The organism is Rouxiella aceris, from assembly GCF_012933545.1.
GTDB classification, from domain to species: domain Bacteria; phylum Pseudomonadota; class Gammaproteobacteria; order Enterobacterales; family Enterobacteriaceae; genus Rouxiella; species Rouxiella aceris.
The window spans coordinates 35,309-49,512 of the sequence record NZ_JAADJU010000004.1; the positions used below are offsets into that span (position 1 = coordinate 35,309).

Consider the following 14,204-nt stretch of genomic DNA (forward strand, 5'->3'; position numbering starts at 1 on the left):
CCGGTAATTGAAATGGGAATATATCTACGCAGCTACTCTGACGGCTTTACCCTTAGCGGTTACAATCCGCACCCCATCAATCATGCGCTGGCTCTGCATAGCAAAGATATTTGAGTGTGGGATCACCACTTCTGGATAACAACGACAGTTGGGTAAGCAGCCCGCATGCCCAGTCATGCCATCCAATGTTGGCGGCGAGTCCCAGCGGACGAACTTCCCATTCATCAGATCATGAGAATGTCGCACATCACCATCATCTGCCGTGCGCCAGATGTATCCATCGGAACCCACAGATAACGCCCGAGCCTGCGTTAAAGCTACGGATGCACGGCCAACCTCTGTCCGTGCAATAAGCTTGGCGCGAGATTCAGCCACCTCCCCGCTACGCATGATTTCTTCTGCAAGCTCAGTAGAGCGGCCGCCATTGGCCACCAGCTCAATGGCCTGGTTCTGAATGTCATAAACGCGATCAGCAGCTTCAATCGGTAAGCTTTTGATGTACTTAACCTGCTCAGCAACGATGGACCGCATAATATGCCCCACGGGGGTATTATCGATTACGTTATGCAATTCTTTGCTGATCGCCTGGCTGCGCGCTTTCCATGTGTTTTCATCATGTTTATTGACCGAGGAAACCATGTTGGTGGCCACGGTGTCGGCCCAATCGTCAATGATGTCGCTGTACTGGCCCAGGCGGTCCATGATTTCGCTTACTGAATCATTTGAACCATCGTAGCCATCGCGAATTATCTTTCCCACTTCGCGCGCTATCGCCTGTAGGCTTTTCTGATACCGGCTCTCTATCGCCCTCGGATGGGCCTTTAGCTCCGATATCTTTCGCTCCTGGCGGCGGGCTGTCTTCGGCATCATCGATATCCTCATCAGTAATGGATGAACCAATGCCAGTTACATCAGCAAGCTCCCTAATGTCGGTCATGGCTGCCTTCTTCGACAGCAAATCCCGGTCATAAAGGGTTGATATAGCGGTGGCGGTATTAGTGGCTACCGTTGAACGGTCTACCTCGCTCATTTGCCACAGCGGATTAAATTCATAGGTAAAGTCGTCAGGTAGTCCCTCGCCGAAATTCGAGCGGTGAATGATGTCAAAAAGCATGCGCACTGGCCGGCGCAAACGGCGCTCCTGCTGTGTACCTACCGCATCGTAATAGTTGGCCAGGTCTGAATCGCCTGTCGAAAATCCCTTGGGTGATTGCCCGAATAGCCGTACAAGGGGTATCCCGGTAGCCCCGGAGATCTCCTCTTTGAATTCGGCGATTAAATCCGGCAAGCCAGCGAAAGAGTAAGAGTGCGTTTCAAACTGGTCCTGCCCATCAACGAGTGTTAATCCTTCATTGGTCTGGAATTGTCTGACCATCTCCATATTTTTCATCAGTGCATCTAATGGCTTGCCGCCCATCGCGATAATTTCCCGCAGCTTCGCGATTTTCATCGTTCGCAAGTGGGCCTTATAGGCAAGCTGTGCGGCCCCTACGCTTGTACTATCGTAAGAAGTAAGGCGGTCAAAAATACGCTCAACAACCGACATCCCCCAGCCGTTCTCTGTTCGGGATTGCTGGTAGGGTAGCGTTACGCCATCAAAGCGAATCAGACGTGTGTGGTGAACTGTCCAGGCGGGCAGACCTTGTGCAGTGGTCACGATGTCGTAGAACTCGGGTTTTCCAAGGTCTGGACCAAGGGTTTTAATCAGGCGTCCAAAATTCGGGTTAACCATCCAGCGATCCAGAACGATAAGCCCTTTAAAGCTATCTTTGCCTATTTTGTTCACGTCGAGTGGGGTTAGTGGGGCCTGGCCTTCAATCAGTATCAGCGCCATTGCCCCGCCGTAGAGACGTGACCATTTGATCGTATCGTTGAGACAGTCCCATATATTCAGTGCCTCAAACTCAGACTCCAATACACCGCTTCGTTTGGGGTCGATTTCTGACGTGATACGCACACCTTTCTTGGTCATGTCGTCGGCTATTGAGTCAACCGCGGCACCAATGATCCAAGACGACCGGTAAGCATATTCAATCAGCAGGCGATTGCGGCTGGTGAAGTTTGCCCGATACGTTGATGCTGCATGCTGGTTCTGCTGCTGCATACCAACTTTGGCAACAAAGTTATCGTAGGAGTCAGCGGTGGCAATAGGTCTTGAGCGCGACATTACTGGCCTCCTAACTTGTTCCAGATATCCATAGTGGTATCCATTGGGGCATAGTTGATCATGACGGAATCCGAAAGGTTGGGTGATTTGGTCCCATCAGGCTGTTTATCGACGATGATTTTCCCAACACCGTTGATTGAATATGTTGGCTGGGAAAGCTCGATAATCAGTTTGTCGAGGTTCTTGATATTTGCGCTGATAGAAATGATTTCGTCCGGGTCATATTCCATACCTTCGACGACAGCGCGATAGACGTTGCGGAAAAGCTTACGCAGGTGCCACCAGCTCTGTGCCTTGGCGTTTGCAAAGAAATCTTTATTAATTCGGGCTGGCTGGCCATTGTCGCCGGGCACGGCTTCATCATCCGGATCGAAAACAGAAGCACTGCCGCGAAATGGTGTGGCCAGGATGTAGCGCACACCTTCTGTTTTTCTCGTCTCGTTTATTGCTCGAGCATCACCGCGGACGCCGGCACCAAGTCCATCCTCGTCGAAACGAAACTCTTCCAGGCCATGCAGATCACAAAGCCCAAAGGCTTTCTCCGAGGTTTTATAGATGTCACTGCCAACACCTGACCACTCGTCAACATCGTTGAGAAGAAAGCCGTGGCGAGTAGAGAATGCGTTTTTATCTCGCCCCTCGTCTGCAACGTCCAATGCCCCACGGCGAATGCCAGTAGGCTGAATGCCGAGTTTAATATGTGCGTCGATAGCGGCTCTGATCCACTCATTCGGGATCAGAACACCTTCAGCAGAGGCCGAGTAGTTCAAATCCAGCTCTTGAGCGACCACCACAGGGTTATCGATTTTGGCGCACTCTTTCGCGTACCAGGCTTCATCCTTGCGTGGGTCGCTGCGCCAGTGAAACGTAAAGACGGGGATTTTGCCGCCATGCCGCTTTTGTGCGAATGGGTTTGCCATCCCATTGACCGACGAGAGATCTATACGGCAACGTGTGGTCTGTGACAGAGCGGCATCAATGAGCAAAGGCCGCTGTAAAAATGCAGCCTCATCGACCAGGTAAAGCGTGGTTCGGTCACCACGTCCTATATTGTCCCCCGCCTCGCCTTTGATAACAGCGCCGGTATCAGGAAACTCGACACGCATGTAAGGCGCGTGTTTTTTGTCGCTCCAGCTACCGCGGAACTCAACCGGCAGCGTCTCAACAAATTTACGAGCTTTCCAGAACAGCGCCTTAGGGTCGCCGGTGCTGTCCACATACTCCTCTTTGCGCGAACCAAAACCGATCACCATTTCTCGGTTAAACAGACAGAGAGAACAGGCCATGCCAATGGCGGTCCAACTTAATCCCATCTCGCGGCTTTTTTCGGTGATGCCGTTTTCCAAGTTTTCCCGGCGATCCATTATCCAGTGGATCCACTCCTCCTGTTTCGGGAAAAGTAAAAACGGGATAGTCACTGGTAGCCCATAGTCGATATTGCGAGGGTCAGTCGTCATACCCCAGTCGATAATGAACTGGGCTGGATTATCGCGGTAGAAAGCCTTGAGCGCCGGTAGCATTTCAGGATGCTGGCGGATACGCTGCAACCGCTCCATTCGCCATTCAAATACTTGCCGATAGTCCGGTTTTTTGAAGTCGAACGGGAAAGGGATCGGCATAGCGGATTACTCGAATTTTGCATGAAAAAAGGGGGTTTTTAACATAATGGTGCTTACCCGCACCCCGCCGAGACCACTCAAGGCCGCCACGCGGTGAACCTGTTATTTTTAGCAAACTCCTCCCGAAAACAGCGCAAAAAACACTGCATAAATCGCGCATAAAACAGGGGTGAATTTGCATAACGTTTTTACAGCGTGAACGCGGTATTTCTCGCGGTTATCCCATCAATTGGCGGTATACGTCTGCGGCTTCGTCAGGGGTCAGGCTCGTTGTGTCGACATTATCCAGTTCCCCTACAGGTTTGCCGAGCTGCAGTTTCAACTTGCCAACCTCGAGTTCAACCTTTTCCGTTGTGGCCTCACGATAGCTGGTATCCGCAAGGGCCTTGTTCATGACCACGGTGGTGCGTTCGATGGACTCAATGCGTACCGTGTTACGCATCATGGCCTTTTCAGCGGCACCGATGCTATCCAGCAGAGCTTTCCTTGCGTCTGTGTCTTTGTCATCAACGTCTTCAAGCTGCGTAGTCCAGCGCCCGATGTTTTCGGCTGCCACCAGGTTGCTGGCACGCAGGCGAAATAGCTCATCCTCAAGCGTCAGCGCCCGAGCATCTTCTGTGACAGCATCTGTCCAGAGCATTCTCCGGGCGTAGCCGCCATGTTTCAGGGCTGCCTGGTTGCCGCCCTGGAATGGGGGATGGTTGGTTACGACCTTTCGTTTAGGTTCGGGTTTCGTATCTGACGGGGGTTGAGTTTTCTCTGTTGCGTACTTTTCTTTTTTCTCACGCTCGACGCGGGATTGCTCGGTACGCACCTTATCTTTTTGCGTACCATTTTTGCGTACTTGCGTACCAGATTGCGTACTCGTTTTTTTCTTGCGTACCCAGCCGAGTTTAGCTGCACGTTTCCGTATAGCCCCTTCGGTTATTCCGTACCGCGCCGCAATGTCACGGAGGCTTTCGTTACCGGCACAGTAGGCTTTTTGTATCGCCTCCCAGTCCGGCGTTGCCATACTCTGTTCCTTTCTTTAGAGCCATTACGATGAGATTGCCCATTGTGATAGCAATAAAAAACCGCCCGGAGGCGGTCTAGCTATTAGAATTTCAAGTTACCAAATATTTGATTTGCTTTAATTTTCTGCGCTTCAATTTTACGGTCATTATCTTCTTTTTGTTGCTTTTCTCTGTCTTTTCGTGCTTGCCACTCTTCAGTGGCTCGCTCACATTGCGTATTTAGTTCGATAATTTGGTTCTGTATCTCATCGAGTACGCAACTTACGACAATACAATCACCCCTTACTTGCGCTCGCCTTTTTGACATTGAAAAAAAATTTGCGTGCGCACGTTCGAAATGTTCTATCCATTCTGGATCAGGCTGCCCATCTAACTTTAAATATCTGTCCGCGACACCTGGCTCATAACTTGTATTATCACGATCAAGATCTATGATTCTCATTTTCATCGCCTTACTGTGGGAAGTCTCTGCAATTATGGCGCGAGGTTGTGTGGAGTTAAAGAACGATTGAAAACATTATCGATGGCTCTCAATGAAAGCCACCTGTAATGCCATTTACTGAAACTTTTGCAGCAACCCTGCGAACAGCTTTTTGCCCAGGGCTTCCAGTTCTTCAACCGGCAGCAAACCTACCGCACTCACTGTATCAATGACTTTTTCAAGGTCTTCAATACCGGCGCGCAGGCTACCCACCAAATCCTTAACGCCAGAGGTAAGCACGTTGGTAGCCGCTTGAGTGGGTACCTGTGCGGTTGGCTCAATATTCGCAGCGTCAGGTACAGCCAGGAATGCAACCGCACCTGTAACGGTGGTCCCGTCGGCCAGGGTCGCGGTAACAGGGTAAGTACCAGGCTGGGTAGATGTGAATGTCGCTGTAGCTGCACCAGATTCATCAGTAGTCAGGTGCGTTTCACTGAATGACAATGCTGCATCAGCAGACAGAGTGACAAGCAGGCCAGACTCAGGGTTACCAGTGACATCACCAGTAACGTTCACCTGCAGCCGGTTAGTTGTGACGCCGTCAGCAAGAACGGCGTAAGAGGCCAATTGGAGGGCAATAATAGACATTCGGTCTTTCCTTATTTAGCCAGGGTTTTAGCAGCAGCGACCAGACTTTCCCACTCGGCCCCAATTTCGTGGCCAGCGGCGTGCAGGAGTGGCAGCAGAGCAGCCAGAACGTTTTCGACTGCCGGCACTGCCGCTTCTACTGCGGTGATGGTGTTTGACACGGTTTCCGCTGCGGCGGCGACAGGCGCGGCAACAGGGATAACGGTTGATAGAGCAGCTGCGGTTTGTGCAACTTCGGTAGCAATATTTTGCACTGATTGAACCGCTGCGCCTGCGGCAGTGAGCACGGCGCTGGTAGCTGGTTGGGTAGTCATCTCGGTAACCTTCTGTGATGGGGTAAATAAAGAGAAAAGTTTTTGGAGCAGGTTCATTTCTGGACTCCTTCAGGCGGTCAGGGCTTTGAGCGCAACTTGATAGCGCGCCGTTCTGTCTTGCAGACCGTTATTACCGCCGTTAATCATCCGGCTAACCACCGCGATATTGCCCGAATAACGCAGGCAGCCGCGAGACGTGTAGAACCATGCTGCGGATAGCGCGGCATTAGATGGCTGCTCGAGCAATTCCGGCGTGGCCACCAGCTCGACACCAATGGCCTTGCCAGTGGTCATGTAATTATCAAGAAAAGTGGTCTGAATCAGGCCGCGCCCTCTAAATTTCCAGCCGTCTCCCGGCAATTTGTTGCCGAATCGGCCGTGATAGACCAGGTTAGCAATAGCTGTTTGGCGAATGGCTGGCACAACCTTTTCGGTATTAGACCGACCCAAGGTTTTAGCCTGGTCCATGGTCAATCGCTGCGGCACGAAGGTTTGAATCAGGCCAGCAATCGAGTAATTGAAGGACTCAGTGGTTACTGAGAACCCATCTGATTCATGAGCGCACTGGGCGATAAACATGGCCTGGTCTTTTACTGCCGTAATGCCATATTTCTGCATTGCAGCGCTGATATGCGGAAACCAAAGCGCAGCAAGACCGGCGCTTATACCAGCCGCCTGTTGAAATTGGGTTTGATTCATATTCGTCTCGACAAGAGTTTTGCTGCGTTGCCGCGCGCCCGGATAACGAGAGCGGCAACGAGTAAATTGATAATGGGTGTGATTGGATGGGTGTCAGCATAGCGACCGAAAAGCCACTCAATCACAGTGCCGCCGTAGCCTAAAACAAGCAGGTAGGCCAGCCATGAAGCCCACCAGCAGTGCCGAGCGCCGATCTTGCGAAAGAACATCAGGCGCAGGCTAATCAGCGCACAAAGGAATGCATTGGCGATTACAAAGGGGTCTTTAGCCATTGCCACCCCCTTTGAATCTTCCGATCCAGTCTGTAGGCGACTGTTCGTTAAGCCAGGTAAGCCATTTAATAGCCAGCGCAGAGACGATCACCGCAGCAAGCGAGGTCATTTGCTGCTTGTTGCCACCCGTCCATTGTGCGAGGCGCTCACCAGCAATACCGGCACCGAGAACGCCTACGATAAAGCTCGTCACGAAATAACAGGCCCGTCTTGCCAGCCGAACGTCGGATGCCGTGGCCATGTAATAAACAGCGCCAGCAAACGCGCCAAAAACCACCCCGTAATCAGTCTGCGTTACCGCGCCAAATAATGTCGCCCCGCCCAATGCTATTGCTACGGCTGTACCCGTGGCCGGATCAGACATAAGCCCTCCTGTTTTTGTTGTGTCCTCCATTGAGGGCGGTTTTATCTCTTTAGTCGGTGCACCATCGAGTGGCATGGGATTAGGGCATGAACCTGTCCATACCTGACGCACCGACTAAAGAAATAAAAAAGGCCACGCAGATGCGCAGCCTGAAGTGTGGTGCGGGCGCGGCCCCGCTTTGTTGGCGTTTTATTCTTTGCTGAAAATAGCTTTTGGAGTCGCCTTCTCAATTGCCCCATTTATCAGCGCCTTAATGGCTGCACTAACTTCAAAGAAGCCACCTGCTTGCGGGGATACCTGAAAATATGCAGTGTCATCACCGGATCCAACAGATGCACATAGGAAAACAGTTTCATACCAAATAGAAACACTAACTCCCTGCCGATAACCACCAGTAGTGGGGTTATCGTCTAGCGTAGTAGCTATAACGAAGTTTAATTTATAATCTTTATCCAGCCCAATCCTAGGTAGGGGCGTAACCTCAAATTTTGAAGGCTCCTTCCATATGCCTAATTCAACATAGGGATATTTATGCCCCTGTGAACTAGACCAGGTCTCTGCGGGCAGACATAAGGATTCGGCATACTCCTGAAAAAGCTTTCTAGCCATATCCTGTAAGTGGTCTTTCAACTTCCATTGGGCTTCAACTAATTTGAGATGTTTTGCCTTGAGGTCGCTAAATGTTGTCTCCATGCTTTTCTCCAAACAGGTTTGTACGGGGATCTGCATAATAACTCACCTCTTCGGGAAATAATTTGATTCGACGGTGACGTTTCTATGTGGTTTGGAGATTAGACATCCAGAAACGCAAAAACCCCGGCGGATGCCGAGGTCTTAATGATTTTTCTTTAGCGCTCATCTACAGAAACGCCCATGATTTAGTGAAATCGTGCCAAATTCGGACAAAATGCAAGAGTTGAGGCTGAAATGGCATAAATAGAACAAATCTTAGTTTAAGAAAACGTTATTCATATCTATGTTTGGGCAGATTATCAGTGGACACCTTTGCCACCCGGGCGAGAGTCCTCTGATCTCCCACCGCATCGTGAACCATCTGATGCAGTATCGTTGTCATGCTGACAGCTACCGGCAAAAGCCTGAACAGAAGTACCGAGAGAAAGCGTTACCAGAAGCATTGCGAATAATTTTTTCATGGAATACCTGTGTGTAGTTATGACTAAAGTGTGTCCACTAAAAGTATTCCATTAAGTTGAACTTTACCAATGAATAATCAGCTTAAAGGTGTGGTAACGACAGAAACGCAAAAACCCGCACTTGGCGGGTTCTTATAATTTTGATAACATATCAAATTAGACTTAAATTTAGCCCATTTAGTAAAGTTTTGCAAGCATCTTCTGCGAATTATCTTTCTTTTGCGTCGATCGTGTTTTCGCCAATTCGTGTAATGCATCCCTATCTAACACCGAAAATATTCCCATGAAAGAATCCCAGTGATCTCGATAAGTGAAGTTGAATGATTGTTTTGTTATGCCCATCATCGCCGCTAAATCTGCATACTGATAATTATCACGACCCATGATAATTTCCCTGTAATCCTGGGCGGCCAGCCACACAAGCGAACCTAGTTTTTCTATCGTCTTTTTGGATAGCGATTTAGCTCGGCTTAATTCGAATACCGCCCAAGCGTGTTTAACTATTGAAACCTGGTAATCAAATTTAAGGTTGTAGCCATAGCACCATGACAGCCAAGCCAGCTGCTGCTCTGGCAAAACAGACAGCGCGCGGCGCCATGAAGCGGTACTAAACTCGAGTTCCATCACGAGCGGTATCGATGTGCCTTTTGCATGGCTTTGTTTGCCGGGTACAGGGGAATTCGTCAGCGTAATCTTTTTGCCGGTCACCTCGTCTATAACCACTTGCCGTTTACGCGGATACCGGTCATTCGTGTATTGCAGTTGTTCCACCAGCGCTACCAACTGCCCTTTTGTTCGCCCAGAGAAATCAGCGGTTGCCAGCGTCAACGCGTCACGAATATATTGTAGATACTGATCATTCATAAGCCGAACTCCCCTGACGCCCGCAAAGCCTTAACGTGATTTTTCATAATCCGGTAATCCACCAGCACTGTGCCGGCGGCGCGAAATAAGCGGAGACGCAGCCAAAACCGGCGGCACTCGACTAACGCTTGCTGTGTCATGGCTTGATATCCCCGATTACTATTTCACCAATTAATATTTTTCCGGTAGCACCCCAAATCTTGCTGACCCGGTGATCGAATACGTGTGAGTCCTCTTCGAATACAGCGTCGAGCAACGCCTTATGCAAATTATCAAGATCGGGCTTTTGCTGGTGGCCCTTGCCCGCCATCTCTGCGCGTTTCTGTTTGCTCCAACTGCTCGGCATCGGGATCACGAAAATGATGTGCGCTGCGCTTTCTGGCACTACGACTTTTTTTAGCCGGCATTCATCCTTAAATGCTCGATAGCGGAGAACCGCCGGGCGCTTCGCCCATTTATCTCTCTGCGTTTGCCGCGGCTTACCCATTGGGACGATTTCATAGGATTTCATCACCATTTTACAAAGCCCTCTCTGATCCAGATGTCGAGCGTTCTTGCCATGCCTTCGAGTGCACACTCATGGGCGTAACTTGCGTCTACTGTGCGCGTTCGGCGATCTAATTCGTCGTGGCATGCCGAGCAACACAGCGTGGCCACAAGGTCCGGCGGCTTAATTCCGGTACCGCACAAACCCGGCAATCTGATATGAGCCAGGACCGTTGTTTCTGAGTTCTGATTGCAAACGCCCGGGATCCTGACCTGGCATTCCCGCCCTTTTGCGGCCTTGCGGAGATTGGTCATGATGCGTAACTCAAGAGTTGGTTGGCCGCGTTCTCTGCTGCTTCAGGGGATTTAAAGGTTTTATTGAGAATGAAATTCCAGAGGACGTTGAGTGTTGATTTGTAGAGTTCGGAAAACTCGGTGTCATCCATGCTTGCGAATGAAATTGACACAGGCTCTTTAATGATCGCGCCATTCGGCATAATCAGTTCTGTGTAATAGCCCGCCTCAATCGTTGACCAGCGCCGGAAAGCATCGAAGGATTTTAAAAGCGTGACGCGGTCTGCCCGCCGGGCGCGAACTTTACGCAGGTAACCAATCGCCAGCGAATTTAGCGTTTCACCGTGGCCAGCAAACTCGGCCAGGTGTTCGACATATCCGCGGATAAGTGATTTTTCTTCAGGCGAGATCGTGCCACCAGTGGGCGTCCAGTATTCAAAACCCAGATTAAGGAGAGCGAAATATAAACGGTGGAATTTTGGGTTACGCGCCTGTTTAAAATCAATAACCAGCACAGAGCCTAGTTTGATTTTATTGCGCAAGAAATCACTGGCATCCGGCGTAGCGGGTGTCAGCGTATCAGGACCGGTCTTTATCATTGATAGTTGTGCCATCACGCTCTCCAATACATAGAGTGGGTGACACAACAGCTTACGGGGCGTCAGGTGTTCAAGCTGACTCGACAAATATAACTCGAATTACTGTGTTTTGTTAATCAATTTCGGGGGCAATGATTTTATAGCCTGCCCGCTCCGCAATCTCGAGTAACGCTGCCAGCGTTACAATATGCATATCATCACGCAGAATCTCTGCTGATGAGACTTCGCCATCCGTTATCGATAATAGAATTCGGCCGTTTTTAGGCAAAATAAAAGGCATATCATTAATTATTAATGGATTTTCCATCTTGAATTCTCTTGTAATGACAAGCCCTGTTTTTGATGCGTCCTTGCTTCGTGACCGATCACCACCAGCAATAAAACATGAAAATGACAACAAGCCCCGCCATGACTGTATGAACATACAGTAGTTTTTAACGAGGCCTATTTCAAGAAATTTCACGTTTTTTGATGATCTAAACCATTAATAAAAATTAATAGTCTCGACTATCTTTATGTTTTTCTTGTCATTTCATTGTTTTCTACCGTGCAACCAGCGACCTTACCGTCTCGCATATCCTTCTGAACTCTTTCAATCGACTCAGTGAACCCTTGGCTGTTACCCGCATCGTGAAAATTCCAACCTTGCTTCATTCCATCGACAAAGTGGCGGTCGCATGAGGTGCATTCATCAGCCCGCTGGCGCTGGGCTGCCAGAGCCGCCTCTGCCTCATCCAGTTGCGTCAACAACTCGGCAAGCCGCTGCGCCTGGCGTTCTACCATGGCGACAGGGCATAAGCCTGTCAGTTGCTTGTATCCATCGGGATTGCCGACCATCTCATGTGCGTTGCGTTCCACCATCTTGAATGCTTCTATCTGGGCTTTACGATCAATCATATGGCCATCCTTAATGAAGTGATGATTTCTGCCATGGCACGTGGAGGAACTGCATTTCCTGCCATGTGAACAGCGAGTTTTGATGTCGATGGCCGGTGATAATTTTTTGGAAATGTCATAGCCGCCATAACTTCATCGACACTGATCATTCTCATGCGGTCGCCGTCAATGATTGCCCAGCGATCCCGTGTCGTGATTGTCCCGATTGGCCGCTCAAGCGAGCGCCCATTCTTCGTACTGCCGTAATAGCTAATCAAAAAGCGATCACCGAACTGCTTACGACCGCTTGCAATGCGATCCAGCGTTGCGACAGCGCGGCCTGGTTTATTTACCAGTGACCAGGCTCCGGCACTCATATCGATAAACGAGCTAGCTGCCACGTGATCATGCTTTGGTAAGTTGAGAAACAATGGTGCTTTGCTTTTGGTGCAGATAATAAACATTCTGACGCGGTTCTGAGGTACACCCAAATCAGCGCAGTCAACAATATGCGGCGCAAGCTGATAGCCGAGGGCATTCATTGCTGCTGACCATGCTGGATACAATGACCATTCGAGGAACTCAGGGACGTTTTCTACGATAGCCTGTGCTGGCCGGTGAAACTCAAGGGCAGACACAACAGCCCAAGCGGTTGAGCGGCTTGCATCATGCTGTGGGTTACCCGATTTCTTTCCGCGGGCTTTACTGTGACCCTGGCAGCAGGGTGAAGCCATCAGCAAATCGTGAGCAGGTACTGCTGACCAGTCCGCTTGATGCAGGTCCTGGCAAACGTGTTGCGCATTGGGGTGATTCAATGCATGGACTCCCACAGCCTCCAGCCAATGGTTACCAGCCCAGACAACATCTACCCCGGCCAACTGTGCTCCAGTCGAGGATCCGCCGAACCCTGAGAAAAGGTCAATTGCCTTCATTTTTTCCTTAGTCATCAGTATTCGCCCCATTTAAATGAAGCTGCTACAGGGCCAAGCTCTTCGGACGCTACAAACGTCGTGCGCAGTGGTGGAGTGACGGTCGCAGGAATCGCCCCATCTGATACATGCCCCGCTTTGCGCAGGCCATCTAGGCACATATTTGCAGTTTCCATCGTCAGGCTCATCCGCTTTAACTGATACATTTTCCGGTACACAAATGCGCGTAAAGCTTCCTCTTTGGTTAAGTGGTAGCTTGAGCGTGCTGCGCCCTTCAGGCAGCGCTTGACGCCATTTTTAGGCCGTGACTCGAACTGTTTTAGTTGCTCCAGCGTCATATGGTGATAGTCATAGCAGTGCCAAAACGTTTTTTCTGTTTCGCGAATAATAACCCGCACCCATAGCATGACTATCGGCCTGCCTTGGGTATCGTTCCCTTCAACATAGCGATAGCAATATTTTTTATCGTTCATAATTTGTACCTTCATCGAGGTAAATTAATCTGGTTGTCAGCGCAGAAATCCAGCACATACAGGCACTCTGCAGGGCTTTCCGTTTCGTTCACAACGTCGCAACCGCCAGCATGAAAGCAATTGCAGTGCCGGCACTCGAGCCGATTTTCGAAACAGTTTTTAGCCATAAAGTATCCGTTGCATCTGCCGCCGCTAAACCGGTGTGGAAAATTGTAAGAGGGGCATTTGCAGGTCACCTGCCTGCCGTCCCAATACGCCTCCACGCCGCTCATTACTTGATGCCCGCACGCAGATTGGCGGCGAACTCTTCAGCCATTATTGATGCGTAGCTAGCGTATTCATCACCAGATAGCCACTTTTCAACCTTGGCGTCTTCGGAAGCCGAAAACTCATCCACGCCCTGCGCCATCCATTCGTTACGCATCTCAGCGATAGCGGCATCGGTGGCTGGGGTTTCGAGGGAGGCATTTAACACATCGACGTACCATTCCGAGTACCGGTAATCGAGCATCCCGTCAGCCTGCTCTTGCCACATGTCCGGCGCAGTTGCGAACTGAATTGCATTGCGCATTCTTGCGTTCTCAATAAGCAGTTTTTCGATAATTGACTGGCTCATGCTTGATGTCCCTCGCGCGTGTAACGCTGGCGAACAGGCATCAGCAGTTGATTAAATCGGGTGGCCAACTCGCAACACTCCAATTCTTTCGGATCAAAACCCACTCGTTTAAGCCCAGATCCATTTTTCGGCATCCGGCTTCGAGTTGCTGAAATTCGCAAGAATTTCTCGTCTACACGCTTCAACTCGTAACTCACTTTTCGACCGTTAAAGCGTTCAATATCAACGTGCGGCGAAAGTATCATCGAACGAACAGACGTTTGGATTGATGCAATGTTGATCTCGCAGTCAGGGAATTGCGCTGCTGCTTCTTCGACGATTTGCATGTAATTCATTCTTTTTCCAAGCATTACTTTCACAAGCTGTGCAGAAGTTAATTTGGTCATTGGTCATACC

The 14,204-nt window shown here is 50.0% G+C and carries 23 protein-coding genes; all 23 read right to left on the reverse strand.

Features of this window, described 5'->3' with window-relative positions; genetic code table 11:
• Nucleotides 1–24 precede the first annotated feature (24 nt).
• Nucleotides 25–759, reverse strand: coding sequence for a phage head morphogenesis protein (locus GW590_RS08300; RefSeq protein ID WP_169402565.1), 735 nt, complete (start codon nucleotides 757–759; stop codon nucleotides 25–27).
• Nucleotides 719–2,167 carry a DUF1073 domain-containing protein gene (locus GW590_RS08305; RefSeq protein WP_169402566.1) on the reverse strand — a complete coding sequence of 483 codons (1,449 nt, stop codon included), beginning with the start codon at nucleotides 2,165–2,167 and terminating at the stop codon, nucleotides 719–721. The genes GW590_RS08300 and GW590_RS08305 overlap by 41 nt, the downstream gene beginning before the upstream one ends.
• Nucleotides 2,167–3,786, reverse strand: coding sequence for a TerL protein (locus tag GW590_RS08310; protein ID WP_169402567.1), 1,620 nt, complete (start codon nucleotides 3,784–3,786; stop codon nucleotides 2,167–2,169). Before GW590_RS08310 ends, GW590_RS08305 begins: the two co-directional genes overlap by 1 nt.
• A 217-nt stretch (nucleotides 3,787–4,003) precedes the next feature.
• Nucleotides 4,004–4,798 carry a hypothetical protein gene (locus tag GW590_RS08315; RefSeq protein WP_169402568.1) on the reverse strand — a complete coding sequence of 265 codons (795 nt, stop codon included), beginning with the start codon at nucleotides 4,796–4,798 and terminating at the stop codon, nucleotides 4,004–4,006.
• 83 nt (nucleotides 4,799–4,881) lie between these two features.
• Nucleotides 4,882–5,241: a hypothetical protein gene (locus GW590_RS08320; RefSeq protein ID WP_169402569.1), complete on the reverse strand. Its 360-nt coding sequence runs from the start codon at nucleotides 5,239–5,241 to the stop codon at nucleotides 4,882–4,884.
• 114 nt (nucleotides 5,242–5,355) lie between these two features.
• The gene (locus GW590_RS08325) at nucleotides 5,356–5,868 is read right to left on the reverse strand and encodes an Ig-like domain-containing protein (RefSeq protein ID WP_169402570.1); all 513 of its coding nucleotides are present in this window, start codon (nucleotides 5,866–5,868) and stop codon (nucleotides 5,356–5,358) included.
• 11 nt (nucleotides 5,869–5,879) lie between these two features.
• Nucleotides 5,880–6,239: a hypothetical protein gene (locus tag GW590_RS08330; protein ID WP_169402571.1), complete on the reverse strand. Its 360-nt coding sequence runs from the start codon at nucleotides 6,237–6,239 to the stop codon at nucleotides 5,880–5,882.
• 12 nt (nucleotides 6,240–6,251) lie between these two features.
• Complete coding sequence (locus GW590_RS08335; RefSeq protein ID WP_169402572.1) at nucleotides 6,252–6,881, reverse strand: glycoside hydrolase family 19 protein; 630 nt, start codon at nucleotides 6,879–6,881, stop codon at nucleotides 6,252–6,254.
• Complete coding sequence (locus GW590_RS08340) at nucleotides 6,878–7,153, reverse strand: phage holin family protein (protein ID WP_169402573.1); 276 nt, start codon at nucleotides 7,151–7,153, stop codon at nucleotides 6,878–6,880. Before GW590_RS08340 ends, GW590_RS08335 begins: the two co-directional genes overlap by 4 nt.
• The gene (locus GW590_RS08345) at nucleotides 7,146–7,517 is read right to left on the reverse strand and encodes a putative holin (protein WP_169402574.1); all 372 of its coding nucleotides are present in this window, start codon (nucleotides 7,515–7,517) and stop codon (nucleotides 7,146–7,148) included. The genes GW590_RS08340 and GW590_RS08345 overlap by 8 nt, the downstream gene beginning before the upstream one ends.
• A gap of 189 nt (nucleotides 7,518–7,706) precedes the next feature.
• Nucleotides 7,707–8,246 (reverse strand): hypothetical protein, encoded by a 540-nt coding sequence (locus tag GW590_RS08350; protein WP_169402575.1) that lies wholly within the window; start codon nucleotides 8,244–8,246, stop codon nucleotides 7,707–7,709.
• 263 nt (nucleotides 8,247–8,509) lie between these two features.
• Complete coding sequence (locus tag GW590_RS24540; protein ID WP_328803058.1) at nucleotides 8,510–8,671, reverse strand: transmembrane anchored protein; 162 nt, start codon at nucleotides 8,669–8,671, stop codon at nucleotides 8,510–8,512.
• A 177-nt stretch (nucleotides 8,672–8,848) separates the two neighbouring features.
• Nucleotides 8,849–9,535 carry a bacteriophage antitermination protein Q gene (locus GW590_RS08355; protein ID WP_169402576.1) on the reverse strand — a complete coding sequence of 229 codons (687 nt, stop codon included), beginning with the start codon at nucleotides 9,533–9,535 and terminating at the stop codon, nucleotides 8,849–8,851.
• Nucleotides 9,532–9,675: a YlcG family protein gene (locus tag GW590_RS24615; protein ID WP_169402577.1), complete on the reverse strand. Its 144-nt coding sequence runs from the start codon at nucleotides 9,673–9,675 to the stop codon at nucleotides 9,532–9,534. Before GW590_RS24615 ends, GW590_RS08355 begins: the two co-directional genes overlap by 4 nt.
• On the reverse strand, nucleotides 9,672–10,046 hold the full coding sequence (locus tag GW590_RS08365) for a RusA family crossover junction endodeoxyribonuclease (protein ID WP_169402926.1): 375 nt from the start codon (nucleotides 10,044–10,046) through the stop codon (nucleotides 9,672–9,674). The genes GW590_RS24615 and GW590_RS08365 overlap by 4 nt, the downstream gene beginning before the upstream one ends.
• Nucleotides 10,046–10,336, reverse strand: a complete 291-nt coding sequence (locus GW590_RS08370; RefSeq protein ID WP_169402578.1) for a DUF1364 domain-containing protein — start codon at nucleotides 10,334–10,336, stop codon at nucleotides 10,046–10,048. The genes GW590_RS08365 and GW590_RS08370 overlap by 1 nt, the downstream gene beginning before the upstream one ends.
• Nucleotides 10,333–10,929 (reverse strand): DUF1367 family protein, encoded by a 597-nt coding sequence (locus GW590_RS08375; protein WP_169402579.1) that lies wholly within the window; start codon nucleotides 10,927–10,929, stop codon nucleotides 10,333–10,335. The genes GW590_RS08370 and GW590_RS08375 overlap by 4 nt, the downstream gene beginning before the upstream one ends.
• Before the next feature lie 97 nt (nucleotides 10,930–11,026).
• Nucleotides 11,027–11,221, reverse strand: a complete 195-nt coding sequence (locus GW590_RS08380) for a hypothetical protein (RefSeq protein ID WP_169402580.1) — start codon at nucleotides 11,219–11,221, stop codon at nucleotides 11,027–11,029.
• Nucleotides 11,222–11,427: 206 nt separating this feature from the next.
• Nucleotides 11,428–11,811, reverse strand: coding sequence for a hypothetical protein (locus GW590_RS08385; protein WP_169402581.1), 384 nt, complete (start codon nucleotides 11,809–11,811; stop codon nucleotides 11,428–11,430).
• On the reverse strand, nucleotides 11,808–12,737 hold the full coding sequence (locus GW590_RS08390; RefSeq protein WP_235955896.1) for a DNA cytosine methyltransferase: 930 nt from the start codon (nucleotides 12,735–12,737) through the stop codon (nucleotides 11,808–11,810). The genes GW590_RS08385 and GW590_RS08390 overlap by 4 nt, the downstream gene beginning before the upstream one ends.
• A complete protein-coding gene (locus GW590_RS08395; RefSeq protein ID WP_169402582.1) occupies nucleotides 12,737–13,192 on the reverse strand; it encodes a hypothetical protein in 456 nt (151 codons plus the stop codon). The genes GW590_RS08390 and GW590_RS08395 overlap by 1 nt, the downstream gene beginning before the upstream one ends.
• Before the next feature lie 271 nt (nucleotides 13,193–13,463).
• Nucleotides 13,464–13,808 carry a hypothetical protein gene (locus GW590_RS08400; RefSeq protein ID WP_169402583.1) on the reverse strand — a complete coding sequence of 115 codons (345 nt, stop codon included), beginning with the start codon at nucleotides 13,806–13,808 and terminating at the stop codon, nucleotides 13,464–13,466.
• A complete protein-coding gene (locus GW590_RS08405) occupies nucleotides 13,805–14,194 on the reverse strand; it encodes a hypothetical protein (protein WP_169402584.1) in 390 nt (129 codons plus the stop codon). Before GW590_RS08405 ends, GW590_RS08400 begins: the two co-directional genes overlap by 4 nt.
• Between the last annotated feature and the right edge of the window lie 10 nt (nucleotides 14,195–14,204).